This is a genomic window from Luteimonas abyssi, assembly GCF_001482195.1.
GTDB classification, from domain to species: domain Bacteria; phylum Pseudomonadota; class Gammaproteobacteria; order Xanthomonadales; family Xanthomonadaceae; genus Luteimonas; species Luteimonas abyssi.
Window position 1 is genome coordinate 2,185,111 of sequence record NZ_KQ759763.1, and the last position, 22,660, is coordinate 2,207,770.

24 protein-coding genes are annotated in these 22,660 nt (G+C 69.4%); 13 read left to right on the forward strand and 11 right to left on the reverse strand.

Annotated elements, in window-relative coordinates; genetic code table 11:
* The first annotated feature begins 140 nt into the window (after nt 1-140).
* The 10 genes from RG19_RS09175 (at nt 141) to RG19_RS09220 (ending at nt 7,060) form a co-directional block, all read left to right on the forward strand.
* A complete protein-coding gene (locus RG19_RS09175) occupies nt 141-821 on the forward strand; it encodes an XAC0095 family protein (protein WP_157515222.1) in 681 nt (226 codons plus the stop codon).
* A gap of 223 nt (nt 822-1,044) precedes the next feature.
* Nucleotides 1,045-1,371 carry an SMI1/KNR4 family protein gene (locus RG19_RS09180; protein WP_058835011.1) on the forward strand — a complete coding sequence of 109 codons (327 nt, stop codon included), beginning with the start codon at nt 1,045-1,047 and terminating at the stop codon, nt 1,369-1,371.
* Between the two features lie 176 nt (nt 1,372-1,547).
* Nucleotides 1,548-2,105 carry a DUF4180 domain-containing protein gene (locus RG19_RS17230; RefSeq protein WP_082672577.1) on the forward strand — a complete coding sequence of 186 codons (558 nt, stop codon included), beginning with the start codon at nt 1,548-1,550 and terminating at the stop codon, nt 2,103-2,105.
* A 188-nt stretch (nt 2,106-2,293) separates the two neighbouring features.
* Complete coding sequence (locus tag RG19_RS09190) at nt 2,294-2,998, forward strand: class I SAM-dependent methyltransferase (protein ID WP_058835013.1); 705 nt, start codon at nt 2,294-2,296, stop codon at nt 2,996-2,998.
* A 157-nt stretch (nt 2,999-3,155) separates the two neighbouring features.
* Complete coding sequence (locus RG19_RS09195) at nt 3,156-3,608, forward strand: MBOAT family O-acyltransferase (protein ID WP_058835014.1); 453 nt, start codon at nt 3,156-3,158, stop codon at nt 3,606-3,608.
* Between the two features lie 164 nt (nt 3,609-3,772).
* The gene (locus RG19_RS09200; RefSeq protein ID WP_058835015.1) at nt 3,773-4,273 is read left to right on the forward strand and encodes a histidine phosphatase family protein; all 501 of its coding nucleotides are present in this window, start codon (nt 3,773-3,775) and stop codon (nt 4,271-4,273) included.
* A 2-nt stretch (nt 4,274-4,275) separates the two neighbouring features.
* Nucleotides 4,276-4,968, forward strand: a complete 693-nt coding sequence (gene nfi / locus RG19_RS09205; RefSeq protein ID WP_058835016.1) for a deoxyribonuclease V — start codon at nt 4,276-4,278, stop codon at nt 4,966-4,968.
* A 2-nt stretch (nt 4,969-4,970) separates the two neighbouring features.
* Nucleotides 4,971-5,558 carry a DNA-deoxyinosine glycosylase gene (locus tag RG19_RS09210; protein WP_238376614.1) on the forward strand — a complete coding sequence of 196 codons (588 nt, stop codon included), beginning with the start codon at nt 4,971-4,973 and terminating at the stop codon, nt 5,556-5,558.
* A 63-nt stretch (nt 5,559-5,621) separates the two neighbouring features.
* Entirely contained in the window at nt 5,622-6,488 is an 867-nt protein-coding gene (locus tag RG19_RS09215; RefSeq protein WP_058835017.1) for a pirin family protein, read from the forward strand.
* Between the two features lie 107 nt (nt 6,489-6,595).
* Nucleotides 6,596-7,060 (forward strand): hypothetical protein, encoded by a 465-nt coding sequence (locus tag RG19_RS09220; RefSeq protein WP_058835018.1) that lies wholly within the window; start codon nt 6,596-6,598, stop codon nt 7,058-7,060.
* 230 nt (nt 7,061-7,290) lie between these two features.
* On the opposite strand, the gene RG19_RS09225 is transcribed toward RG19_RS09220, so the two are convergent.
* From RG19_RS09225 to RG19_RS09245, 5 genes are all read right to left on the reverse strand, one after another.
* Nucleotides 7,291-8,151: a pirin family protein gene (locus tag RG19_RS09225; protein WP_058835019.1), complete on the reverse strand. Its 861-nt coding sequence runs from the start codon at nt 8,149-8,151 to the stop codon at nt 7,291-7,293.
* Nucleotides 8,152-8,562: 411 nt separating this feature from the next.
* A complete protein-coding gene (locus RG19_RS09230) occupies nt 8,563-9,213 on the reverse strand; it encodes a rhomboid family intramembrane serine protease (RefSeq protein ID WP_058835020.1) in 651 nt (216 codons plus the stop codon).
* 56 nt (nt 9,214-9,269) lie between these two features.
* Nucleotides 9,270-9,620 carry an MGMT family protein gene (locus tag RG19_RS09235; RefSeq protein ID WP_058835021.1) on the reverse strand — a complete coding sequence of 117 codons (351 nt, stop codon included), beginning with the start codon at nt 9,618-9,620 and terminating at the stop codon, nt 9,270-9,272.
* A gap of 291 nt (nt 9,621-9,911) precedes the next feature.
* Nucleotides 9,912-11,039 (reverse strand): inorganic phosphate transporter, encoded by a 1,128-nt coding sequence (locus RG19_RS09240; RefSeq protein WP_058835022.1) that lies wholly within the window; start codon nt 11,037-11,039, stop codon nt 9,912-9,914.
* 87 nt (nt 11,040-11,126) lie between these two features.
* Nucleotides 11,127-11,753 carry a DUF47 domain-containing protein gene (locus RG19_RS09245; protein WP_058835023.1) on the reverse strand — a complete coding sequence of 209 codons (627 nt, stop codon included), beginning with the start codon at nt 11,751-11,753 and terminating at the stop codon, nt 11,127-11,129.
* A gap of 395 nt (nt 11,754-12,148) precedes the next feature.
* Here RG19_RS09245 and RG19_RS09250 point away from each other — a divergent pair, with 395 nt between their 5' ends.
* On the forward strand, nt 12,149-13,459 hold the full coding sequence (locus RG19_RS09250) for a hemolysin family protein (RefSeq protein ID WP_058835024.1): 1,311 nt from the start codon (nt 12,149-12,151) through the stop codon (nt 13,457-13,459).
* Nucleotides 13,449-14,096: an exopolysaccharide biosynthesis protein gene (locus RG19_RS09255; RefSeq protein WP_058835025.1), complete on the forward strand. Its 648-nt coding sequence runs from the start codon at nt 13,449-13,451 to the stop codon at nt 14,094-14,096. The genes RG19_RS09250 and RG19_RS09255 overlap by 11 nt, the downstream gene beginning before the upstream one ends.
* Nucleotides 14,097-14,233: 137 nt before the next feature.
* On the opposite strand, the gene RG19_RS09260 is transcribed toward RG19_RS09255, so the two are convergent.
* From RG19_RS09260 to RG19_RS09270, 3 genes are all read right to left on the reverse strand, one after another.
* Nucleotides 14,234-16,360 carry a putative bifunctional diguanylate cyclase/phosphodiesterase gene (locus RG19_RS09260; protein ID WP_058835026.1) on the reverse strand — a complete coding sequence of 709 codons (2,127 nt, stop codon included), beginning with the start codon at nt 16,358-16,360 and terminating at the stop codon, nt 14,234-14,236.
* Nucleotides 16,357-17,226, reverse strand: coding sequence for a phosphate/phosphite/phosphonate ABC transporter substrate-binding protein (locus RG19_RS09265; protein ID WP_058835027.1), 870 nt, complete (start codon nt 17,224-17,226; stop codon nt 16,357-16,359). The genes RG19_RS09260 and RG19_RS09265 overlap by 4 nt, the downstream gene beginning before the upstream one ends.
* Before the next feature lie 141 nt (nt 17,227-17,367).
* Nucleotides 17,368-18,159, reverse strand: coding sequence for an RNA methyltransferase (locus RG19_RS09270; RefSeq protein ID WP_058835028.1), 792 nt, complete (start codon nt 18,157-18,159; stop codon nt 17,368-17,370).
* A 102-nt stretch (nt 18,160-18,261) separates the two neighbouring features.
* Here RG19_RS09270 and RG19_RS09275 point away from each other — a divergent pair, with 102 nt between their 5' ends.
* Complete coding sequence (locus RG19_RS09275; RefSeq protein ID WP_058835029.1) at nt 18,262-19,095, forward strand: inositol monophosphatase family protein; 834 nt, start codon at nt 18,262-18,264, stop codon at nt 19,093-19,095.
* Between the two features lie 164 nt (nt 19,096-19,259).
* Here RG19_RS09275 and secF read toward each other — a convergent pair whose 3' ends face one another.
* The 3 genes from secF to yajC all read right to left on the reverse strand — a co-directional run bounded on the left by secF (nt 19,260) and on the right by yajC (nt 22,576).
* Entirely contained in the window at nt 19,260-20,225 is a 966-nt protein-coding gene (gene secF, locus RG19_RS09280; protein WP_058835030.1) for a protein translocase subunit SecF, read from the reverse strand.
* Between the two features lie 13 nt (nt 20,226-20,238).
* Nucleotides 20,239-22,089, reverse strand: a complete 1,851-nt coding sequence (gene secD / locus RG19_RS09285; RefSeq protein ID WP_058835031.1) for a protein translocase subunit SecD — start codon at nt 22,087-22,089, stop codon at nt 20,239-20,241.
* Between the two features lie 151 nt (nt 22,090-22,240).
* A complete protein-coding gene (yajC, locus tag RG19_RS09290) occupies nt 22,241-22,576 on the reverse strand; it encodes a preprotein translocase subunit YajC (RefSeq protein ID WP_058835032.1) in 336 nt (111 codons plus the stop codon).
* Nucleotides 22,577-22,660: the final 84 nt, after the last annotated feature.

Sequence of the window (22,660 nt, forward strand, 5' to 3'; positions counted from 1 at the left end):
CGACGCGATGTCTGCGTCGGGAGGGCGGCTAATACAACACCCCTCGGGGAAATACGCCCGCCGACTCTTAGCGGTTTCTAACCTCCCGACTTCCCGTCCACACTCGTGGACGGGCACTTCATGGAATGAGGGAGACGACGATGTCGAAGTTCGAGACGGAAGATCGCGGTACGCAGGGTTACTTCCTGCCGGAGGAGAGCCGTGCCCATTTGCACACGCTGCAGCAGCACCTCGCGTCACTGTCGCGCCTGTCGCCGCCGCGTGTGGACGACGAGGCGAACGGCCCGGAGATCGAGGCGCTGACGCTTGCCGGTCGCATGAAGCGGCTCGCCGAGCAGGCGCAGGAGGTGCTGGACGCGATGGTCGGGCCGGTGCGGTTGCAGGCGGACGGGCGAGCGGTGGTGGTCGAGACGGCGAGCGGCCCTGGTGACGATCCAGATGGGGACGCGCTCACCCGGCACGCCGAATCCGAGGCTGCCCAGGCCGACGACTTCAGGTTCGGCATGACGATGGATCAGCTGGACGAAGCCAACCGGCTGCTCGATCTGCTGGGGGCGCAAGGGGATCTGCTGATGGCCAGTGGCGGCGGCGATCTCGCGGACGGCACCGTCGTCGTGATCGGCGCGGCGATCTTCGACGGCGCGGACGCCATGAAGGACATGATCCATGAGATCGAATCGCAGCGGCTCGCAGCGAAGGCAGGCACCGGCAAGCGGGTACGGGAGGTGCCGGCCGGGTACGACCTCAACGCTGTGGCCTCGCCTGTGCAGCGGGAGCGGGTGCGGGCCGTCGTGGAACCTGGCGCGGCAAGCGTGCATTGAGCCCGGCGTCAGGCGCAGCGCGGCACGGTCGCGTTGCGCCTGCGCCTCAACTTGCGCCGTTGAGGCCGGCCGCCGACAACCTCGGTCCACACCACGTAAGCGATGCTGGCGCCCGCCACCATCTTCGGGAAGCCAAGATAAGTGAACCTGACCCCGTTACCCACCCCGTTACCCGAAGCCAACGCCGCCTCGCGACGCGGTTCAATTCAAGTACCAGGCCGTCATGACAGCAACGACCCTATCGGAGCAGGACGCAACGCACCTCCTCGCGCGCTACCCGGAGCTTCCGGCTGATTACGTTTCCCATCTCGTCCACCATGGCTGGGGCGACACGCCGGGCGGGCGGATGCTGTACAGCGGACCGGTGGCGCCGGAGGATATTTACGGCGCTCCTGTAGGTCCGCCCGGCTTGCTGGTGCTCGGCGATGATCGGGCGGGCTACTGCTTCGCCTATGATCCAGTGTCCGGTACGTACGGCGAGCTCGATCCCGAGGGTCGCTGGTCCCCAGCGTCATCTGGCGCGGGCTTCGGCACCTTCGTCGAGACCTGAGCCGCGTTCGCGCCGGGGCGGCGTCACCCGGGCGCCCCCCTCACCCGTCGGAGCACCCCAATGAGACACCTCGTCACCTTGCTTCTCTTCGTCGCTGCCATCGCTGCCTACATCGCGGGCAGCATGCCGGGAGCTTTGGCGCTCGTCGCGGTGGGCGTCGTCCTGGAGGCGATCGCATGGCTTCGGATCTTTCGTGGCAGAAAGCGAACGCCCGCCTCGGCTCGCTAGTCTCGCGTAGCGCCAGGACCTGGCGGCTCCCCTTCCTGGCCGCGCGACGCGCGAGGCGTGCCGGCGCCCGCCTCGATGCGCCGGCCACTCCTTCGATCTCGATCCGATGCCGCATCACGACGCGGCTGGCAGCAGGTACGGCGAAAGCACGCATGAAGCTTCAACCCATCCAGCGTTCCGACCAGACCATCATGGCGTGCATCGCCGGCATCACGGACGCCCGGGATTCGATGGAACTGGCTTACGCCTGCAGTGATGCGGATACCGACTTGCTTCTCATACATGCCGGGGCGCTGCCCCCGGCGTTCTTTCAACTCCGCACCGGATTCGCAGGGGAGTTCGTGCAGAGGCTCGTCGATACCCGCCTGCGTGTGGCGGCTGTCTTCGACCCGGATGACGCCTATCCGGAAAGATTCCACGAGTTCCTGCGGGAAGCGCGTCGCCACCCGCAGTTCCGCGCCTTCGATCGCTCGCCGGATGCCTTGGCCTGGCTGATTGACCCATGAGTGAAGTCGGACGCCGCTTGATGTGTGGGATGGAGGTTTGGGGGCGTCCGTCGGTTTCATGTCACGGATCACCCGCCAGCCTCGTCAACATTCTTCAGCACGACTAGCCGTACGCGCTCGACGATTCACGGGGTCCGGTCGCGCGCCACGGCACGGCCGGCCCGGTCACCAGGCCCCCAGGAGAGACGGTGAGCGAACACTTCAAGCACATCTACGGACACCACGCGGAAACGTACGATGTCCTGGTGAGTCGGGAGGACCATCAAGGCAACATCCTCCCGGCACTCGAGCGCATCGTCCCGCTGTCGGGCAGCAAGGTGATCGAACTGGGGGCTGGCAGCGGCCGCCTCACCAGGTTGATCGCCCCGCATGTCGCGAGTGTCGATGCCTTCGATGCATCCGCGCACATGCTGGATGAGGCGACATCCAGACTCTCCGACTTGGCGATCTCGAACGTCACCCTGGCCCCGGCCGCGAACAGGGCCTTGCCGGCGCCTGATGGCGAGGCCGATATCGCCATCGCGGGATGGACGCTGGGCCACTGTTGCGACTGGTTCCCGGATGCATGGAAAGTCGAAATCGGCTCGGCGCTGGACGAAATGTCACGTGTCCTGCGTCCGGGCGGTACGGCCATCATCCTGGAGACGCTGGGGACGGGGCGCGAGCAGCCGCACCCACCGACCGAACGCCTCGCGCGCTATTACGCATGGCTGGAGAAGGACCATGGGTTTTCCTCCATCTCCATCAGGACCGACTACAGGTTCGAGTCCGCACAGGAAGGCCAGGACCTGTTCCGCTTCTTCTTCGGCGAGGACTTCCTGCAGACCGTCGACGTCTCCGATGCGGTGGTCCCGGAATGCACAGGCATCTGGTGGCGTCGGAAACATGCCTGACGATCGATTCGAGGCGACGCCGCCACGCAGCACGGCGCCAGTCGGGCTGCGATCCAGACGCGACGCAGCTCGGCGGGGGCCGGTCGATCGTTCACGCTGACGCCGTTCAACACTGCAAGCGCCCCCTGCCCGCTCGCCACCAACTCTGCGAGATGCCATGCAACGCCAAGCACTCACCCTGTCCCGGTACATCGTCCATCGCAACGGCGTCCCGGCAGGCGCACGCGGAAGCCTGCGCAACATGCTGCACCGCTCGTTCGGCGCCCCGACGTTCGCGGCCTTCTGGCGGCACTGGAATCCCGTCTTCGGCTATGCGTTGGGCCGGTACATCCATGCCCCGCTGTCGCGGGTCGTGCCCGCGCCGATCGCCCTGGTGGCGACATTCGTCTTCTGTGGCGCCCTGCACGATGCGGTGACGGCCGTCGTGCGCGGCGCACCGGCCTTCCTGTTCACGCCGTGGTTCTTCCTGCTCGGCCTCGGCGTGTTGCTGGGCCGCGCCACCGGCCTGGATCTCGCGGCACAGCCCTGGGCAGTCCGGGCCGCGGCCAACTTCGGGTACGTGGTCGCCTGCCTGGCGATCACGCTCGGGGTCGGGAGGTTGGTTGCATAGGATCACGCGAAATGTTCGCGTCGCCCGTGCGGACGTGGGTGGCGTGCATGTCGACCGCTCGCTGGCTTCCGCGAACGTATCGGGTAACCGGTCGCCAGCCTGCGTTTTTGTGCTCGGCGCCTCCCGGCGGCATCATGGGCGCCCCCGCATCCGTCACATCCCCCATGCGCTTGTTGCTGCTCCCGCTCCTGCTCCTGCTGTCCGCCTGCGCGACTACGGCAAAACCGGGCTCGGACACCGTATTCATCGTGGTGCGTCACGCCGAGAAGGCGGAGACGCCGGCGAACGATCCGCCACTGTCGGCCGCGGGCCGGGCCCGCGCGGACGCACTGGCGGCGGCGTTGGTCGATGCGCCGCTGCGCGCGGTGTACGCCCCCCCCACCCGCCGTACGCGCGAAACGGTGGCGCCGGTGGCTCGCGCCAAGGACCTGGACGTGCGCGACTACGATGCCGCACGCCCGCCGGCCGACACCGCCACCGTGCTGCACATCCGCCATGCCGGCCAGCAGGTGCTGGTGGTCGGGCACAGCAATACGGTGCCGGCACTGGTGTCCACGCTGTGCGCCTGCCCGGTGCTGCCGCTCGACGAGGACGACTACGGCGATCTCTACGAGGTGCGGATCCGCGCCAGCGGCGAGGTGCGCCTGACCACGCGGACGTTCTGAGGATGACCGGGCCGGCGACGCCTGCGACGGCCTTCGGCGGCTGGGACGGCAGCGTCGCCGCGGCTCGCGCGCTGCAGACCGAGTTGGCCGAGCGCGTTCGCCTGACCGATGCCCTGCCGCATCCGCTGCGCGTGCTGGGCGGGTTCGACGTCGGGTTCGAGGACGAGGGCGCGACCACCCGCGCCGCCGCCGTCCTGCTGGATGCGCAGACACTGGCACCACTGGCGAGCGTGGTCGCGCGACTGCCGACCACCATGCCGTATGTCCCCGGCCTGCTGAGTTTCCGCGAGCTGCCGGCGTTGCTGGCGGCACTGGCACAACTGCCGCAGGCGCCCGACCTGGTGTTCGTCGACGGCCAGGGCATCGCACACCCGCGGCGGCTGGGCATCGCCGCCCACTTCGGCGTGGCGACCGACCTGCCGACGATCGGCGTGGCGAAGAAGATCCTGGCGGGCCATGGCGAGCCGCCCGGCCCCGCACCCGGCGATCGCTCGCCATTGGTCCACCGGGGCGAAACCGTCGGCGCGCTGTTGCGCAGCAAGGCGCGCTGCAATCCACTGGTGATCTCGCCCGGGCACCGGGTCTCGCTGGAGACCACGGTCGCGCTGACCGAGCGCTGCCTGCGCGGCTACCGGCTTCCGGAACCGACCCGGCTGGCCGACCGCCTCGCGTCGCGCCGCGACGAGACGCACTGACCGTGGCGGGGCGCAACCGGCCACGCCGACCGGACGCGACGCAGGACACGACCCCGGACGCGGGGGAGACGCGCCTGACCGGCCTGCCGCCGGTGGCCACGCCCGAGGCCCGCGTGCTGGTGCTCGGCAGCATGCCCGGCGCCGCGTCGCTGGCGGCACAGGCCTACTACGCGCATCCGCGCAATGCCTTCTGGCCGATCATGGGGGCGCTGGCCGGCGCCGATCCTTCGCTGCCCTACGCCGAACGCCTGGCGCGTCTGCGCGCCGCCGGCATCGCGCTGTGGGACGTGCTGGCGCACTGCGTGCGTCCCGGCAGCCTGGATGCCGACATCGCCGCGGACAGCATGGTGCCCAACGACTTCGCGCGCTTCTTCGCCGCGCATCCCCGGGTCCGCCTGGTGGCCTTCAACGGTGCCACCGCGGCGCAGGCGTTCGCGCGCCATGCCCGTGCCACGCTGCCGACCGGCGTGGCGTCGGTGCGCCTGCCGTCGACCAGCCCGGCGCACGCCGCACTGCGGCTGGACGACAAGCGTAGCGCCTGGCGAACCGCCATCGCACCATTCCTGGAACGTGGGGTTCCGGCGAGTTAGCGCGGGCGACCGCGGCGATGTGCGAGGCTTGGCCCCTCGCCCCACGCCCGCCGGAGCCCGCTCATGACCCGCATCATCGCCCCCCGCAGCCACGATCTCGGCGACGGCTTCGTCGTGCGGCGTGCCGTGCCGACGATGGAGATGCGCAGCGTCGGCCCGTTCGTCTTCGTCGACCACATGGGGCCGGCGGTGTTCGAGCCCGGCGCCGGCATCGATGTCCGTCCGCATCCGCACATCGGACTGGCCACGGTGACGTTTCTGTGGGACGGCGCGATCCGGCATCGCGACACGCTCGGTTCGCTGCAGGACATCACTCCCGGCGACGTGAACTGGATGACCGCCGGCCGCGGCATCGCGCATTCCGAGCGCACCCCGCCCGACCCGCGCGGCAACGGCCAGACCGTCCACGGCATGCAGCCCTGGGTCGGCCTGCCGCAGCAGCACGAGGAAGTGGCGCCCGAGTTTCATCACCACGCCGCCTCGACCCTGCCGCGGATCGAGCGCGCCGGCACCCTGCTGCGGGTGATCGCCGGCCGCGCCTACGGCGACGAGTCGCCGGTGCGCGCCTTCAGCGAGATCCTCAACGTGGCGATCGATCTCGAAGCCGACGCCGAGACCCGCATCGATGCCGGCCACCGCGAGCGCGCGCTCTACGTGCTGGAAGGCGATGCGCAGGTCGACGGCGCGGATGTGCCCGCGCGGCACCTGATCGTGCTCGACGAAGGCTCGCCGGCGGTGCTGCGTGCGAAGACATCGGTGAAGGCCATGCTGTTCGGTGGTGATCCGCTCGACGGGCGGCGCCACATGTGGTGGAACTTCGTGTCGTCGTCGAAGGAACGCATCGAGCAGGCCAAGGACGACTGGCAGGCCGGCCGCTTCGGCACCATTCCCGGCGACGACGAGGAGTTCATCCCGCTGCCGCAGAAATGACCGGCTGACATTTGTATTGCGACCCGCTCCCGGTCTACTGTCTGTCCCGGGAGGGTTCACGCGCGATGGGGAGTCGCGCCGAGACCATGGAAGAGGGGGAAGACCGCATGAACCGTATCGTCCGCCGGCTGCCGGCCCTGGCTGCCTGCGCCCTGCTGTCCGTCCTGTGCGTGCCGCCGGCGCTGGCGCAACAGGCCGATGAATGCCCGCGCCTGCCCGGCGACGCCGGGCTGAGCTGGACCCAGCGCGGCAACGCGTCGTTCCTGGTATGCCGTGCGATCGATGAGACCGGGCGCGAGGCCTTCGGCCTGTACCTGGCCGAGCGCTCGCCGTTCGAGCCGCGCCGCGGCAATCGCGAAGGCCGCGGCATGCTCGCCGGCCAGGAGGTCCGCTGGTACCGCGGCGAAGTCGCCTCCGAACCCGACACGCTGGTCCGCGAGACCCTCGTGTCGCTGGGCAATGGCCAGTTGATGCACGTCTGGCTGCATGCGCGCGATCCGGCCCAGCTGGCGCGCAACCAGCAGTTGCTCGAATCGCTGCGCTTCGACGAGCCGCGCTTCACCAGCAACTGACCTCCGGCCACGGCTCTACCAGCAACGGGCCCATCGGCGACGGACGCACCATCGGCGGATTCGACGGCCACGCGCCGTCCGCGGTGGCGACCTCGGCGTGGCCGCCACGCCCTGCATGACGCGCGTGGCGCCCGTGAGCGCGGTCGTTCCCGCGCTCACGACAGGACGGCGGTGCCGGTGAGCGCCCGCCGTCGCCTCGTCCGCCGGCCCCGCAGGGCCGGCGAGCGGACTCAGAACCGCCCTTCCTGGAAGTCCACGAACGCCTGCATCAGCTCTTCGCGCGTGTTCATCACGAACGGACCGTGGCGTGCGACGGGCTCGCGCAGGGGCCGGCCCGCGACCACGATGGCGCGCGTGGCGGCATCGCCCGCCCGCAGGCGCAGCACGTCGCCGCCGCCGAGCACGGCCAGATGCTGGGTCTCCACCTCGCGCGCGTCCTCGCCCTCGCCGATCGACAGCCCGCCCTCGTACACGTAGACGAAGGCGTTGTGCCCCTCGGGCAGCGCGTGGGTCCAGTCGCGGCCCGCGTCGAGCACGACATCGAGGTACACCGGATCGGTCGCCGGCTGGGCCACCGGTCCTTCCACCTCGCCGACGCGCCCGGCGATCACCTTCACGCTCACGCCGTCGGCCGGCGTGGCCGTGGGGATGCGCTCGGGCCCGAACTCCTGGTAGCGCGGCGCAGTCATCTTGTCCCGCGCGGGCAGGTTGACCCACAGCTGGAAGCCGCGCATGCGGCCCTCCTCCTGCTCGGGCATCTCCGAATGCACCAGGCCGCTGCCCGCGGTCATCCACTGCACGCCGCCCGGTACGAGCACACCCTCGTTGCCCTTGTTGTCGCGGTGGCGGATGCGGCCGTCGAGCATGTAGGTCACGGTCTCGAAGCCGCGGTGCGGATGCTCGGGGAAGCCGGCGAGATACTCCTCGGGCTTGTCGGTGCCGAATTCGTCGAGCAGCAGGAACGGATCGAGATCGGGCAGCTGCTGGCTGCCGATCACCCGGGTCAGGCGCACGCCGGCGCCATCGGACGCCGGCTGGCCGCGCAGGCGTCCGGCGACGCGGGCGTAGCGGGTGGGATCGAGGGTGCTCATGGTGGGCTCCGTGAATGGACAGGTCATGAGAATGGGGGCGCCGCACCCACCCGGCACGGGCATGCATGGAACGCAGGGTTACGGGGTTGCGTACCCGCACCCGCAGTGCTCATGCCTCCGGGCGCGGCCGCGTGGATCTTCGCCCGGCCCTTCTCCCGCTTGCGGGAGAAGGGCCGGGCGAAGCGCCGGATGAGGGGCTCTTACCCGGTCGCCAGCGCGCCTCCGGCGCCCCGTCCGCCTCTCTGGCATCTCCCCCCGCTCGCAGAAGAAGGGAGCCATCTCTCGAACAAGGTGGCGCACTCCGCCAGATGAGAGGCTCGCGCGAGGTGCCGACGCGCCTTCGGCGCGCCCCCATCCGCCCTTCGGGCACCTTCCCCCGCAAGCGGGAGAAGGGAGCGATGTCGATTCGGGCTAGAACCTGCGGACGTTGCCGCTCGGAGGGCGCCGCCGGCCGAACGGCGGACGGCCCCGCCACTGCTGGATCAGCAGCCAGCCGAACAGCATGCCGCCCAGGTGCGCGAAGTGCGCCACGCCGGACTGCGTGCCGCTGATGCCGAGCAGCAGTTCGATCGCGCCGTAGACGATGACCAGCGTGCGCGCCTTCATCGGGATCGGCGGGATCAGCAGCATCACCCGCTGGTTCGGGAACAGCATGCCGTAGGCCAGCAGCAGGCCGAACACGCCGCCCGAGGCGCCCACGGTCGGATACGCGCCGCCGCCTTGCGCCAGCGACCAGCTCACCACCACCAACTGGCACAGGCCGGCGCCCACGACGCAGACCAGGAAGTAGGTCAGGAACCGCCGCTGGCCCCAGGTGTACTCCAGCTGCGCGCCGAACATGAACAACGCGAGCATGTTGAACAGCAGGTGCGGCAGGTTGCCGTGCAGGAAGCCGTAGGTCAGCAGTTGCCAGGGCATGAAGCCCAGGCCGCCCGCATCGGCTCCGCCCAGCGGCCACAGCATCAACGGCGCCAGCAGGTTGCCGATCGCGGCCTGCGCGAGGAACAGCACACCGTTGAGGATCAACAGGGCCTTGGTGACGGGAGGTGGGTTGTAGAACATCCGCGCTCTCTGATGAGTGGGCTCATGATAACCGGGCACGCACCGGACTCACGCGCTCAAGCTTCCGGCCCCCACAGCCGCGCGTCCAGGGTGGCGGCAGCCGGCTGCCCCCGGACGCGCCCCGCTTCCACGCGGACGCCTTCGGCCCGCAGGCGCGCGGTCTGTTCGCGCCAGCCGCGGCTGCCCGGTGGAAAGGCGATCCGCCCGTCGCTGCGCAACACGCGATGCCACGGCAGACCGGGATCGGGGTTGGTCGCGAGCACGCGCGCCACCAGCCGCGCGCGGCCAGGGAGACCCGCACGCCGCGCGACTTCGCCATAGCCCGCCACCTGCCCGTGCGGAATCGCGCGCACCGCGGCGCGGATGGCAGCGTCGCGTGCCGCCGGATCGTCCAGATGCGTCGCCATGGCGCCCTTCCCCGGTCGCGGATGGGCGGACGGTAACATCCCCGGTCCGGCCGCGTGCGCGCCCCGACGACGACTGTCACGCGCGCTCATCGGCCGCATGCCCTCCGCTCTACCCGCGCACGGGACGCTCGCCGAGCCGGAAACCGGCCGACCCGGACACGGGCGAACGCGGCGCATGCGACTTCAGCCCTCGGCCATGCCCGGGCCGCTCACTTGCTTCGAACCGGACCGGCGTCGAGCAGGACGCCCGACACCCCGGACGCCGGCGATCGTGTCGAGAATCCGCCGCGCTCAGTCCCAGCCCATCGACTGCAGCAGCCGGAACAGGCCGTAGGCGATACCGCCCGACATCGGGATGGTCAGGATCCACGCCCAGACCATCTTGTTGACCACGCTCCACTTGATCGCGTTGAAGCGCTTGGCCGTGCCCACGCCCATGATCGCGGCGGAGATGTTGTGGGTGGTCGACAGCGGGATGCCCAGCGACGAGGCGCCCAGGATCACCGAAGCCGCACTGGTCTCGGCCGCGAAGCCGTGGATCGGGTGCAGCTTGACCAGCTTGTGGCCCAGCGTCTTGATGATGCGCCAGCCGCCGGCGGCGGTGCCGGCCGCCATCACCAGGGCGCAGGTGATCTTGATCCAGGTGTCGATGTCGCCCTCGGCCAGGGCGGCGTCGGACGGGTGCAGGAAGTCGAGAAACCACGGCAGGCTGTCGAGCGTACCCGCCACCTGCGCGCTGATCAGGGTCAGCGAGACGATGCCCATCGTCTTCTGCGCGTCGTTCATGCCGTGGGCGAAGCCCATGCCGGCGGCGCTGACGATCTGCGCCTTGCCGAAGAATCCGTTGACCCAGCGCGGCCGGGCGAGGCGCTTCAGCCAGCCCCCGGCCCCGGCCATCGCCGCGATGCCGGCGAACAGCACGCCCATCATCATGAAGCCGACCGCGAACCCGAGCACCGGTGAACTCACCATCGGCACGATCACCTTCCACAGCACACCCTCGCTGCGCCAGGCGGGGTCGGTCGGCTCGGACCAGATGATCACGCCGAGATCGTTGTACGACGCCGCCAGCGCGGCGCCTATCAGGCCGCCGATCAACGCGTGCGACGACGACGACGGCAGCCCCAGCCACCAGGTGATCAGGTTCCACACGATCCCGCCCAGCAGCGCGCACAGGATCAGCTGCGAACCGACGTCGATCACCCCGGCGTCGATCAGGCCCGACGAGATCGTCTTGGCCACCGCGGTGCCCATCAGCGCGCCGAGCAGGTTCATGAAGGCGGCCATGCCCACCGCCTGCATCGGCGTGAGCACTTTGGTCGCGACCACGGTGGCGATGGAGTTGGCGGTGTCGTGGAAGCCGTTGATGTACTCGAACACCAGCGCGGTGAACACGACGATCAGCACGAGGGTCAGCACGCCGGGCTCCTCCGGACACGGCGCGAGGCGGACGAGGCCGCGCGCGCCAGGGCGATCAGGCGGAAATTCATGGCGGTAACGTCCGGATCAGGAGTTCTTGAGGACGATCTCGAAGGCGACGACGCCGGCCTCGCGGCAGCGGTCGATGGCCTTCTCGAGAATCTCGAAGAACTCCTTGAGCAGGAACATCTGCACGGCATCCAGCCGGCCGGAATAGATGTCCCGGTACAGTTCCAGCATCAGCCGGTCGGCCTCGTTCTCCAGCGCGCGCAACTCGTCGTTGAGCTGCTTCATCGGCTCGAGTTTCATCTTCGGCAACGCGCGGACCATCTTCACCACCACGCCCGAAGCCTGTTCCAGCATGGCCGCGCGCGGAGCGAAATCGATGTGCTCGAGCTGCTGCAGCGCCAGCGCGTAGCGGTCGGCGAACTTCTCGATCTGCTTGGGAATCTTGTACAGCGCCGAGCCCAGCGCCTCGATGTCCTCGCGCTCGATCGGCGTGATGAAGCTGTCCACCAGTTCCTGGCTGATCTGGTTGGACACCTCGCGTTCGCGCAGGCGGGCCAGCTTGAAGGCGTCCAGCGCCGGCTGGCGGTCGCTTTCGCGCAGCATCCGGTGCAGGGCGCTGGCGGAATCGTGGGCGGCCACCGCGGCTTCTTCCAGCAATGTGTAGAACTGGTTGCCGCGGCCGAACATGGTTTGCAGGGAGAACATGCGCTTGGGTCCCTCGGGCCCGGCGGATCCCGGGCGCATCAGGGCGCGAATTATGACGTTTTTGTTGCAGTCGTGCGCAACCCCCGACCCCGGTTCCCGCATGCGACCGGGTTCCGCACGCCACCACGTGGCCTCGCGACGGCGCGCAACGACGCCCTCGGGGACGGCGCCCCGCGCGCCACGACCGCCCCGCCGCCCGCGCCCCCGGCGGCCTCCACGTCGCCCTCACGCCCGCTGATATCATGCGCTCCCGCGCTGATGCGCAGACCGAAGCCCATGGACGAAGACGCCAGTCCGCCGCCGGCCTCACCCGGTGGCCTCCCCCGCTCGAACCGGTGCTCGAGCCGCTCTTCCAGCCGGTCTCCCGGCCCGTTGTCCACCCTGGACCGACGCCCATGCTGGAACTTCTGATCGTCCTGCTCCTCATCGCCTGCAACGCGTTTTTCGCGCTGTCGGAGATGTCGGTGGTCACCTCCCGCAAGCCGCGCCTCAAGCAGCTGGCGCGGACCCACCGCACCGCGCGCCATGCACTGGATCTCGCCGAACACCCGGAACGGTTCCTGTCCACCGTCCAGGTCGGCATCACCCTGATCGGCATCCTGACCGGCATGTTCGGCGGCGAGGCGATCGGACGTTCCATCGGCACCTGGCTGGAAAGCACCGCACCGGCGCTGGGCGCCTACGCGCACACCGTGGGCCTGGTCCTCGCGGTGGGGCTGATCACCTTCCTGACCATCGTCTTCGGCGAACTGCTGCCCAAGCGACTGGCGCTGCTGGCGCCGGAACGTCTGGCGTCGGTCATCGCGGTGCCGATGATCGGCATCTCGCGGGTCGCCGCACCGGCCGTCTGGCTGCTCAGTTCCAGCGTGCGCGGCCTGCTGCGGCTGCTGCGTCTCGACAACACCGAGGCCGCGTCGGTCAGCGAAGAGGAAATCCGCATGCTGGTGAGCGAAAGCCACGAGCAGGGCGTGATCGACGACGACGAGCGCAACATGATGCATCGCGTGCTCAGCCTCGGCGATCGCGATGCCGAAAGTCTGATGACGCCGCGCGTGCGCATCGCCTGGCTCGACGCCGACGACGGCTTCGAGGACAACCTGGCGACCATGCGCGCCACGCCGTTCTCGCGTTATCCGGTGCTGCGCGGCAGCGATGCCGACGTGGTCGGCGTGCTGGAGGTGAAGTCGCTGATCGACCGCCTCGACGAGCGCAGCTTCGACCTGTTCAAGTACCTGCGCGAGCCGTTGTTCGTGTCCGAGTCGACGCCGACGATGAAGCTGCTGGAGATCTTCCGCGAGGAGCAGCAGTCGCTGGCCCTGGTGGTCGACGAGTACGGCGACATCACCGGTCTGATCACCATCAACGACCTGCTCGAGGCCGTCATCGGCCGCGCCCAGACCCGCGACGGTGCGGACGCCACGCCGCTGGTGGTGACCCGCGACGACGGCTCGCTGCTGGTGGATGGCGCACTGACCGTCGATCACGTGCGCGAACTGCTCGGCGGCGCCCTGCCCCACGCCGATCGCCACGACTATCACACCGCCGCCGGCATGACGATCGCCTGGTTCGGGCGGATTCCGCGTGTCGGGGAATCGTTCGAGTGGGCCGGCTGGCGGATCGAGGTCGTCGACCTCGACGGTCCGCGCGTGGACAAGCTGCTGATGCAGCGCCTGCCGGGGACGGAAGGCGGCGCGCATGGCGCCTGAGCCCCAGCGCGAGCCGGGCGACGACGAGGAGGCCGGCATCCGGGCCCTGCTCGCCGCCTACGCGGTCGGCGATCCGCACGACACCCTCAAGTTGCGCGACCTGCTGGCCGGGCTGGGCAAGCGCGTGTTCGGCATGCTGCTGTTCGTCGCCGCGCTGCCGGCGTTCATCCCGATCCCGGGGGTGGCCGGCGCGCTCAGCGGGCCGCTGACCATGCTGGTCGGCGCGCAATTGCTGATCGGTCTGCGCAAGCCCTGGCTGCCGCGCTTCCTCGCCGAGCGCGGACCGCGCCGGGACAGCCTGATCCGCTTCGAACGCCGCATCGCGCCCTGGCTGCAGCGCCTGGAACGGGTGGTGCGGCCGCGCATGACCGGCGTGCTCGACAGGCGCCCCGGCGCGATGTTCACCGGCCTGCTGCTGGTCGTGCTGGGCCTGCTGCTGGCCTTGCCGATCCCGTTCACCAATTTCCTGTTCGGCGCGCTCCTGCTGGCCTACGCGCTGGCGCTGATCGAACGCGACGGCGCGTTCATGTTGCTGTGCTGGGCCGTGGGCCTCGTCGCCATCGCGGTGTTCGGCGTGCTGTCGGGCGCGCTCGCCGCGGCCGCGGCCGACTGGCTGGGGGCCGGCGCGGCGACCTGACGCAAGTCCCCGGCAGTAGCGCCCTCCGCCCACACTGCGGCTCGTGCGGTCCTGCACCGCCTCGCGCACCCGCCCCGTTCGCCACGCGGGGCGTGAGCCGCGTGCCTGGACGCACGCTGCAGATGCGTGTGCCGGCCTCAGGTCACCGACAGCGCGATCAGCGCGTCCAGTGGCATCGGCGCACCCAGCCAATAACCCTGCGCGTAGTCGCAGCCGCGTTCGCGCAGCAGGTCGAACTGGCCTTCGCTCTCCACGCCCTCGGCCACCACGGTCATGCCCAGCGAATGGCCCATGGCGATGATCGCCGTGGTCAGCGCGAGATCGTCCGGATCGCGCAGCACGTCGGCGACGAAACTGCGGTCGATCTTGACCCCGTCCACCGGCACACGGCGCAGGTGACTCAGCCCAGAGAAGCCGGTCCCGAAGTCGTCGAGCCAGATCTTCACGCCCTGCGCGCGGAGCCGGCCGAGCACGCTGCCCACGCGCAGCTCGTCGGCGATGACCGCGGTCTCGGTCAGTTCCAGATGCAACTGGTGCGGTTGCAGGCCGCTCGCCTGCAGGGCCTCCTCGACCTGGAGGTCGAGATCGCCGGTGCGCAGTTGCCGGGGCGACACGTTGACCGACACGAAGCAATCGCGGTAGCAGCCGTGTGCGCTGATCCAGCGCACCGCATCCGCGCAGGCGGCGCGCAGCACCTGCGGGCCCAGGGTTTCGATCAGGCCGCTCTGCTCGGCCACATCGATGAAGACCGACGGGGCCACCATGCCTTGCCGCGGATGCTGCCAGCGCAGCAGCGCCTCGGCGCCCACCAGTCGGTTGCCGGCGATCTCGAACACCGGCTGGTAGACCAGCGACAGCTCGCCGCGTTCCCAGGCGCCACGCAGGTCCTGTTCCAGATGGATGCGCTGCTCCACCGCCAGGTCCATGGCTCGGCTGTAGAAGCGATAGCAGTTCTTGCCGGCGACCTTGGCCTGGTACATCGCGATGTCGGCGTTCTTCATCAGCGCGGTCGCGCCGCTGGCGTCGTCGGGATACAGGGTGATGCCCACGGAGATGCCGAGGAAGACCTGGCGCTCCTGCACCGTCACCGGGCTCGCCAGTTCCCTGACGATCACGCCGGCCAGCGCGGCCGCAGCCTCGCGCAGGTCCCCGCCGGCCGCGTCGCCCTCGAGCAGGATCACGAACTCGTCGCCGCCGAAGCGCGCCAGGATGGCGTTGCTCCCGGATCGATCCAGTGCCTGCTGCACGCGTTCGGCGCACTGCACCAGCACCTCGTCGCCGGCGTCGTGACCGAGGGTGTCGTTGACCCGCTTGAAATCGTCGATATCGGCGAACAGCAGCGCCAGCGAGCGCTCGCCGCCGTGCGATTCGATCATGCGATCGTCGAGGACCTCGCGGAACGCGAGCCGGTTGGACAACCCGGTCAGGGCGTCCGAGTAGGCGATCGTGCGGACTTCGCGGTCGTGTCGACGGATGCTTTCGCCCATGCGCCGGAACCCGCGCATCAGGTCGCCGACCTCGTCGCTGCGGCCGGTCTCGGGAATGTCGACATCGAAGTTGCCGCGTTCGATTTCGCGCGCGGCGTCGGCCAGCTGGCGGATCGGCAGGACCAGCGCCCGGTGCCCCAGGAAGCTCACCACCATCACCAGGATGGCCAACGTGACCAGCTGCAGCATCACCCAGTCCAGGTGCCGGCGACTGATCTCGTCCACGGAGTGCTTCAGGCCGGTGCTGGCGGCGCTCTCGTCGGCCTGCAGGGTCGCCAGCGAGTACCCGATGCGCAGCCCGCCGAGCCGCTCCCCGCCGAGCCGGATCGGCGCGGCGACATCGAGGATGCGCGCATTGGCCTGCACGTGGACGGCCTCCGCCCCGATGGCCGCCGTTGCGAACGGATCGTCCATGGTCTTGCCGTAGACCAGGATGTCGGAAGACCCGTCGTGCAGGATCTCGCCCTCGGGCGAGTACACCAGCACGTAATCCACGTCCGGCTGCTCGCGCACGGTGGCGAGCACCTGGCCCATGGCGTCGAGGTCGAAGTAGTACAGCGGATTGACCATGGCCTCGGCCACGCGCTCCACCGTCGCCCGCCCCTGCGCGACCAGCCGGTCGTGCACGAGCGTCTGCATCGAGCTGCGGCTGCGATCGAGCACTTCCTCGCTCATCGACCCGTAGCGCTGCATGATCAACGTCACCAGGAGCAGCGAGACCAGCGTGGCCCCCACGATCACGGTCAGCAGGCGGGCATGCAGGCCGTAGCGCATCATTCGACGTCCTGGCTCACACGCTCGACCACGTCGCGCATGAAGTCGAGGCCGGCTTCGTCGTCGGCGCCGAGCTCGATGAAGCGCGTCGTGCCGAAGAAGTGCTGCAGCGCCGTCCGTGCGCCGGGATCGGCCGAGGCCTCCAGCAACACCTCGCGCAGCCGGGCGGCCACGGCGGGGTCGAGATCGCCACGGACCATCTCGAGCGCGCGCGGAAACGCCGGGGTTTCATGCACGATCCGCAGATCGTCGCGCAGGCTGTCGGGCACCGCGTCGGGACGTGCCCAGTCCAGGTTGCTCATCGCCGCGGCATCGACCAGCCGCTTGTGGACCCAGTGCGAGAGGTTGTTCTCCGAACGCCCGAACAGATAGCCGACGCTGTCGGCGGGCGGCACGTCCTTCGGCGACAACAGCACTTCCAACCGCAGGCCGCGCGCCAGCAACTCGTGGGCCGGCACGAAGTAGGCGCTGGTGGAAGCGCGACGCTGGAACGCGACGCTGCGACCGCGCATGTCGTCGAGACTGCGGATCGGGCTGTCGTCGCGCACGAAGAACAGGGTCCGGTAACGGCTGACGCCGCTGCGCTCGGTCAGCAGCAGGGCTCGGGCGGCGGCCCTGCGCTCGAACAACATCGCGCTCGCCGCGGTTTCGGTCACCCAGTCGACGCGCCCGCGCCGGAGATAACTGGTCATCTGCGCGGCGTCGCGCGCCATCAGGATCTGCCCCTCGGTGATGCCCACACTGCGCATGCGTGGCACGACGTAGTCCAGCAACGGCCGCAACTGCTCGTAGTGCGCCTTGGGGTCGTCGCTCATGCGGCCCAGGACCAGGACGTGATCGTCGGCGCGGGCACCCGCGACCAGGGCCATGAAGAGCGCGAGCCCGCAGAACCATCGACAAGGGATGCAGGCGGCTGCGGACAAGCGGGATCCGGGACGGCGATCAGATTCAGGCAGACTAGCCCAAGGCTCCAGCCGCCACAATGCGCGCTTCGCTCAGGTTTCCGTCTCTCAGGTCCCGGGGTCGCGCTCGCCTGCCAAACGGGCCATCCGCTGCGCATCGGCCAGCACGCCGCGCAGCAGCCTTACTTCGCGGGCATCGGGTTGCGCGCGCAGGAACACGCGGCGCAGCTTGTGCATCGCCGCTTCCGGCGTGCGTCCCTTGTGGAAGTCGATCGCGTCCAGCGTGTCGGCCAGTTGGCCGAAGAAGCCTTCCAGTTCGGCATGGCTGGCCGGCGGTTCGCGGCGCTCGGTACGCGTCGGCACCGGGACCGCGACCGGCGTCCGTCCACCGTCCGCGGCGAGCAGGCACAGCCGCAGTTCGTAGGCCAGCACCTGCACCGCCTGGGCGAGATTGAGCGAGCTGTAGTCGGGATTGGCGGGGATGTGGACCGCGGCGTGGCACAGCTGCAGCTCGTGATTCTCCAGACCGGTGCGCTCGCGGCCGAACACGACCGCCACCACGCCTTCGCCCGCCTCGGCCAGCAGCCGGGGCGCGGCGTCGCGCGGCGCGAGCTGTTCGAGCGCGATGCGGCGATCGCGGGCGGTGCAGCCCACCACCCAGCGACAATCGGCGACCGCCTCGGCCAGGGTGTCATGCACGGACGCGTCGGCGAGCACGTCGCCGGCACCGGCGGCCATCGCCTCGGCGTCGGCATGCGGGAAGCGCTGCGGCGCGACCAGGGCGAGGCGATGCAGGCCCATGGTCTTCATCGCCCGCGCTGCGGAGCCGATGTTGCCGGGGTGCTGGGTCCCGACGAGGACGATGCGGATGCGTTCAGCGGTGGGAGCGGCGGAGTCCATGGCGCGAATGGTAAACTGCGCGGCCGGCCTCGACGCCGGTTCGTTCTTTTTCCCTGTCATCCGGCTTCACGCAAGCCGCTTCCGCGCCCGGAGTCCTCCGCGATGCTACAACCCGCCGTCAATGTCATGGTCAAGGCGGCTCGCGCCGGCGGCAACGTGCTGTTGCGCCACATGCACCGGCTCGATGCCCTCAATGTCGTGGAGAAAGAGCGACTGGATTACGCCAGCGAAGTCGACGGCCTCGCCGAAGAAGCCATCGTCAAGGACCTGCGCCGCGCCCATCCGGACTACGCGATCCTCGGCGAGGAAGGCGGCAAGCAGAAGGGCAACCGCGGCCCCAGCCGCTTCACCTGGGTGATCGACCCGCTCGACGGCACCAGCAACTATCTGCGCGGCTATCCGCACTGGTGCGTGTCCATCGCGCTGGTGGAGAACGGCGAACCGCTGCACGCGGTGATCTTCGACCCGCTGCGCAACGAGCTGTTCACCGCCACCCGCGGTGCGGGCGCGCAGCTCAACGAGCGTCGCTTCCGCATCGGCGAGCGCCGCGAACTGGCCGGCGCCACCCTGGGCACCGGCTTCCCGCCGCGCGAGCGCGTGCGCGTGGGCGCGCAACTGGAGTGCGTGCGCGAACTGCTGCGCGACGCCGAAGACATCCGCCGCAGCGGCTCGGCCGCGCTCGACCTCGCCTATACCGCGTGCGGACGTCTGGATGCCTACTTCGAAGCCGGGGTGAAGCCCTGGGACATCGCCGCCGGCGTGCTGCTGGTGCGCGAGGCCGGCGGCCGCGTGGCCGACTTCAAGGGCGCGGGCATCGCGCCGCTGGACGGCCGCGACAACAGCATCAGCCGGCAGATCGTGGCGACCAACGTGCGCCTGATCGAGCCGCTGCAGAAGACCCTGGTCTCGTCGGGCTACGCCGCCAGCTTCGGCTGAGCCGTCGGCGTCGCGCGGCGGCCCGGCACGTCGGGAACGCCGACGCCGATGGCGACGACGGCGCGATAGAGGGCACCGCCCGGGGAACACGAAAAGACCGCGCCGAGGCGCGGTCTTTTTTTGCCCGGCACCGGTGCCGGGCGCGTCGGTCCCGTGAACCGGCCTCAGGGGCGACGCGCCAGCGCCGCCTCGTCCTTGGCCTTGGGCAGCAGGTCCTGCTTGGTGACCTTGAGGAAGCCGTAGGTCAGCAGCGGGCAGGCCAGGAAGATCGACGACAGCGTCGCGACCACCGCGCCCACCATCTGGGTCAGCGCCAGGCTCTCCAGCGATCCGCCGCCGTAGATGTACAGCGCGCTGACCGACAGGAAGAACACCACCGAGGTGATGATCGTGCGCGACAGGGTCTGGTTGATCGAGCGGTTGAAGATCTCCAGCGGATCGGCGCGCACCGTGCGGAAGTTCTCGCGCACGCGGTCGAAGACCACGATGGTGTCGTTGATCGAGAAGCCCATCACCGACAGCAGACCGGCCAGCACGGTGAGGTCGAACTCGCGACCGCTCAGCGAGAAGAACGCCGCCACGATGATCACGTCGAACAACGTGGTGACGCTGGCCACGATCGCGAACTTCCATTCGAAACGGAAGCCGATGTAGATCAGGAAGCCGACCAGCACGAAGATCGCCGCCTCGATGGCGCGCTCGGTCAGTTCGGCCGAGACCTGCGAACCGATCGACTCACTGGTCAGCACGGTTGCGGGATTCTCCGCCGTGCTGACCGCCTCGACCACCTCGGCCACCAGCGCGGTGTTCTCGTCGACGGTCATCTGGTCGCCTTCGGCCTGCAGCCGGACCAGCATGTCGTTGCCGGCGCCGAAAGCCTGCACCTGGGCGTTCTCGTGCCCGGTATCGGCCAGGCGCGAACGCACCATCTCGACATCGGCCGGCTGGTCGAAGCGCAGCGTCACCGCGGTGCCGCCGGTGAAGTCGAGCGCGAAGTTGTAGCCGTTCAACAGGATCGTACCGATCGCACCCAGGAACAGCAGCAGACCCAGCAGCACCGCAGGCGTGCGGGCACGCATGAAGTCGATCTTGGTGTCGCTGGGGATCAGCGTCAGCGGGAAAATCTTCATTTCGTGTGCGTCCTCAGATCGCCAGCGACTTCAGCTTCTTGCGGCGTGCGTACATCAGCGTGGCGATCCCGCGGGTCACGGTGAGCGCGGTGAACATCGAGGCGATGATGCCCACGACCAGGGTCATCGCGAACCCGCGCAGCGGGCCGGTGCCGAAGGCGTACAGGGCGACGCCTGCGAGGATGCCGGTGACGTTGGCGTCGAAGATCGACGTCGACGCCTTGTCGTAGCCGATCGCGATCGCCGCCTTGGGCGGTACCCCGTTGCGCAATTCCTCGCGGATGCGTTCGTTGATCAGCACGTTGGCGTCCACCGACAGGCCGATCGACAACGCCAGACCGGCGAAACCGGGCAAGGTCATCGTGGCGCCGAAGATCGACATCACCGCGGTCACGATCACCAGGTTGATCAGCAGTGCCGCCGTGGTGATGAGGCCGAACATCCGGTAGTACAGCATGAAGAAGATCAGGGTGAAGATGAACGCGAATCCGACCGCGGTCACGCCGCGCTCCACGTTCTCGCGGCCCAGGCTGGGGCCGACGATGCGCTCTTCGACGAAGTCCATCGGCGCGGCCAGCGAACCCGAACGCAGCAGGCGGGCGAGATCGTCCGCCTCCGCCTTGTCCAGGCCGGTGGTGATGAAGTTGCGCCCGAACACCGCGTTGACGTTGGCGACCGAGATCACCTCCTCGCTGACGCGGAAGGTGCGCTCCTCTTCGCCGTTGACCATCCGCACCTGCGGAATGCGCTCGATGTAGACCACGCCCATCGGGCGGCCGACATTGGCGCTGGTGAAGTCGAACATGCGGCTGCCGGCGGCGGCGTTGAGGGTCACGCTGACCGCGGGCAGGCCGTTCTCGTCGTAGGTCGACTGCGCGGTCACCATTTCCTCGCCGGTGGCGATGACGCGGCGGTTGAGCAGCACCGGGCCGCCGGTACGGCGGTCGGTGTACAGGCGCGCACCGGGCGGGACGATACCGGTGCGCTGGGCCTCGAAGGCGTCGCCTTCGACCACCGAGTGATAGGCCAGCGTCGCGGTCGCGCCGATCATGCGCTTGGCCTCGGCGGTGTCCTGCACGCCCGGCAACTGCACCACCACGCGGTTGTTGCCCTGACGCTGGATCACCGGCTCGGCCACGCCGATCTCGTCGATGCGGTTGCGCAGCGTGGTGATGTTCTGGTCGATGGCATCGGCCGAAATCTGCTGCAGCTCGGAATCCGGCACGCGCATGGCGATACGCTGGCCGCTGACGTTGCGGATCAGCACCGGCTGGTCGGCGGCGAGCAGCGAATTGGCGCGCGACACGTCGGCGGCGGGATCGAGCACGGCGAGGATCGAGCCGTCGGCACGGCGCTCGACCGACTCGTAACGGATGCGGTTGTCGCGCAGGATCGCCCGGGCCTCTTCGGCGTAAGCGTCGAGGCGGCGCTCCAGCGCGGCCTGCTGGTCGACCTGCATCACGAAGTGCACGCCGCCCTGCAGGTCCAGGCCCAGCAGCATCGGCTTGGCACCGAAGCGGGTGAGCCAGTCCGGCACGGTGGGTGCGAGATTCAGCGCGACCGTGTAGTTCTCGCCCAGCCCGGTGCGCAGGGCCTCGGACGCCTGGGTCTGCTCGTCGAGATCATGCAGGCGCACCAGCAGATTGCCCGCGTCCTCGTCGAGATCGACGGACTTGGGTGCGACGCCTGCGGTCTGCAGCACCTCGCCGACGCGCGTGCGCAGCGCCTCGTCGACTTCGACGCCGCGCGACGCGGTGACCTGCACGGAGGGGTCCTGCGGATAGATGTTGGGCAGCGCGTAGAGCGCCGACAGGAACACCACGAGCAGGATGATGGCGTACTTCCAGCGGGGAAATTCGAGCATTGCGGGATGCCGTGTGTAGCGGGAATGGGGACGGGGCCTTCGAGGCGGCCCTCACCCCTTGCCCTCTCCCGCGGGCGGGAGAGGGGGAGTCGGTGCCGGGCGGGAAGCGCGTCCGGGGCGGTCGCGGGCCGTCAAGGGCCTGCGGCGCGGGTCAGGCCGATTTCAGGGTGCCCTTGGGCAGCACGTTGCCGATCGAGCCCTTCTGCACACGGATCTCGACGCCGTTGGCGACCTCGACGGTGACGAAGCTCTCGCCGATGGTGCGCACGGTGCCGGCGATGCCGCCGCCGGTGATGACCTCGTCGCCCACCGACAGCTTCTCCAGCATGCCGCGGTGTTCCTTGGCGCGCTTCATCTGCGGACGGATCATCAGGAAGTACATGATCGCGATCAGGATGATCGGGAACATCAGCGTCGACAGCAGGCTCGGGCCGGCCGGTGCCGGGGCCGCGTAGGCAGGAGCGATCACGAAATCCAGCAGGTTCATTCTTGAGGTCCGTTGAGATTTGAGCAAAACAGCGGGCGATTATGCCACGCGTGGGGTCTGGCCGCCGGGCGTGCGCAGGCCTGG

What these genes read in the sequence shown, in the direction of transcription:
- RG19_RS09230 (WP_058835020.1), bottom strand. Translation starts at nt 9,213, where the DNA reads ATGTTCTACAACCCACCTCCCGTCACCAAGGCCCTGTTGATCCTCAAC.
- RG19_RS09200 (WP_058835015.1), top strand. Translation starts at nt 3,773, where the DNA reads ATGCGCTTGTTGCTGCTCCCGCTCCTGCTCCTGCTGTCCGCCTGCGCG.
- RG19_RS09260 (WP_058835026.1), bottom strand. Translation starts at nt 16,360, where the DNA reads ATGATGCGCTACGGCCTGCATGCCCGCCTGCTGACCGTGATCGTGGGG.
- nfi (WP_058835016.1), top strand. Translation starts at nt 4,276, where the DNA reads ATGACCGGGCCGGCGACGCCTGCGACGGCCTTCGGCGGCTGGGACGGC.
- secF (WP_058835030.1), bottom strand. Translation starts at nt 20,225, where the DNA reads ATGAAGATTTTCCCGCTGACGCTGATCCCCAGCGACACCAAGATCGAC.
- RG19_RS09255 (WP_058835025.1), top strand. Translation starts at nt 13,449, where the DNA reads ATGGCGCCTGAGCCCCAGCGCGAGCCGGGCGACGACGAGGAGGCCGGC.
- RG19_RS09215 (WP_058835017.1), top strand. Translation starts at nt 5,622, where the DNA reads ATGACCCGCATCATCGCCCCCCGCAGCCACGATCTCGGCGACGGCTTC.
- RG19_RS09250 (WP_058835024.1), top strand. Translation starts at nt 12,149, where the DNA reads ATGCTGGAACTTCTGATCGTCCTGCTCCTCATCGCCTGCAACGCGTTT.
- RG19_RS09270 (WP_058835028.1), bottom strand. Translation starts at nt 18,159, where the DNA reads ATGGACTCCGCCGCTCCCACCGCTGAACGCATCCGCATCGTCCTCGTC.
- RG19_RS09180 (WP_058835011.1), top strand. Translation starts at nt 1,045, where the DNA reads ATGACAGCAACGACCCTATCGGAGCAGGACGCAACGCACCTCCTCGCG.
- RG19_RS09220 (WP_058835018.1), top strand. Translation starts at nt 6,596, where the DNA reads ATGAACCGTATCGTCCGCCGGCTGCCGGCCCTGGCTGCCTGCGCCCTG.
- RG19_RS17230 (WP_082672577.1), top strand. Translation starts at nt 1,548, where the DNA reads ATGGCTTCGGATCTTTCGTGGCAGAAAGCGAACGCCCGCCTCGGCTCG.
- yajC (WP_058835032.1), bottom strand. Translation starts at nt 22,576, where the DNA reads ATGAACCTGCTGGATTTCGTGATCGCTCCTGCCTACGCGGCCCCGGCA.
- RG19_RS09195 (WP_058835014.1), top strand. Translation starts at nt 3,156, where the DNA reads ATGCAACGCCAAGCACTCACCCTGTCCCGGTACATCGTCCATCGCAAC.
- RG19_RS09265 (WP_058835027.1), bottom strand. Translation starts at nt 17,226, where the DNA reads ATGGCCCTGGTCGCGGGTGCCCGCGCCGACGATCACGTCCTGGTCCTG.
- RG19_RS09245 (WP_058835023.1), bottom strand. Translation starts at nt 11,753, where the DNA reads ATGTTCTCCCTGCAAACCATGTTCGGCCGCGGCAACCAGTTCTACACA.
- RG19_RS09235 (WP_058835021.1), bottom strand. Translation starts at nt 9,620, where the DNA reads ATGGCGACGCATCTGGACGATCCGGCGGCACGCGACGCTGCCATCCGC.
- secD (WP_058835031.1), bottom strand. Translation starts at nt 22,089, where the DNA reads ATGCTCGAATTTCCCCGCTGGAAGTACGCCATCATCCTGCTCGTGGTG.
- RG19_RS09225 (WP_058835019.1), bottom strand. Translation starts at nt 8,151, where the DNA reads ATGAGCACCCTCGATCCCACCCGCTACGCCCGCGTCGCCGGACGCCTG.
- RG19_RS09175 (WP_157515222.1), top strand. Translation starts at nt 141, where the DNA reads ATGTCGAAGTTCGAGACGGAAGATCGCGGTACGCAGGGTTACTTCCTG.
- RG19_RS09275 (WP_058835029.1), top strand. Translation starts at nt 18,262, where the DNA reads ATGCTACAACCCGCCGTCAATGTCATGGTCAAGGCGGCTCGCGCCGGC.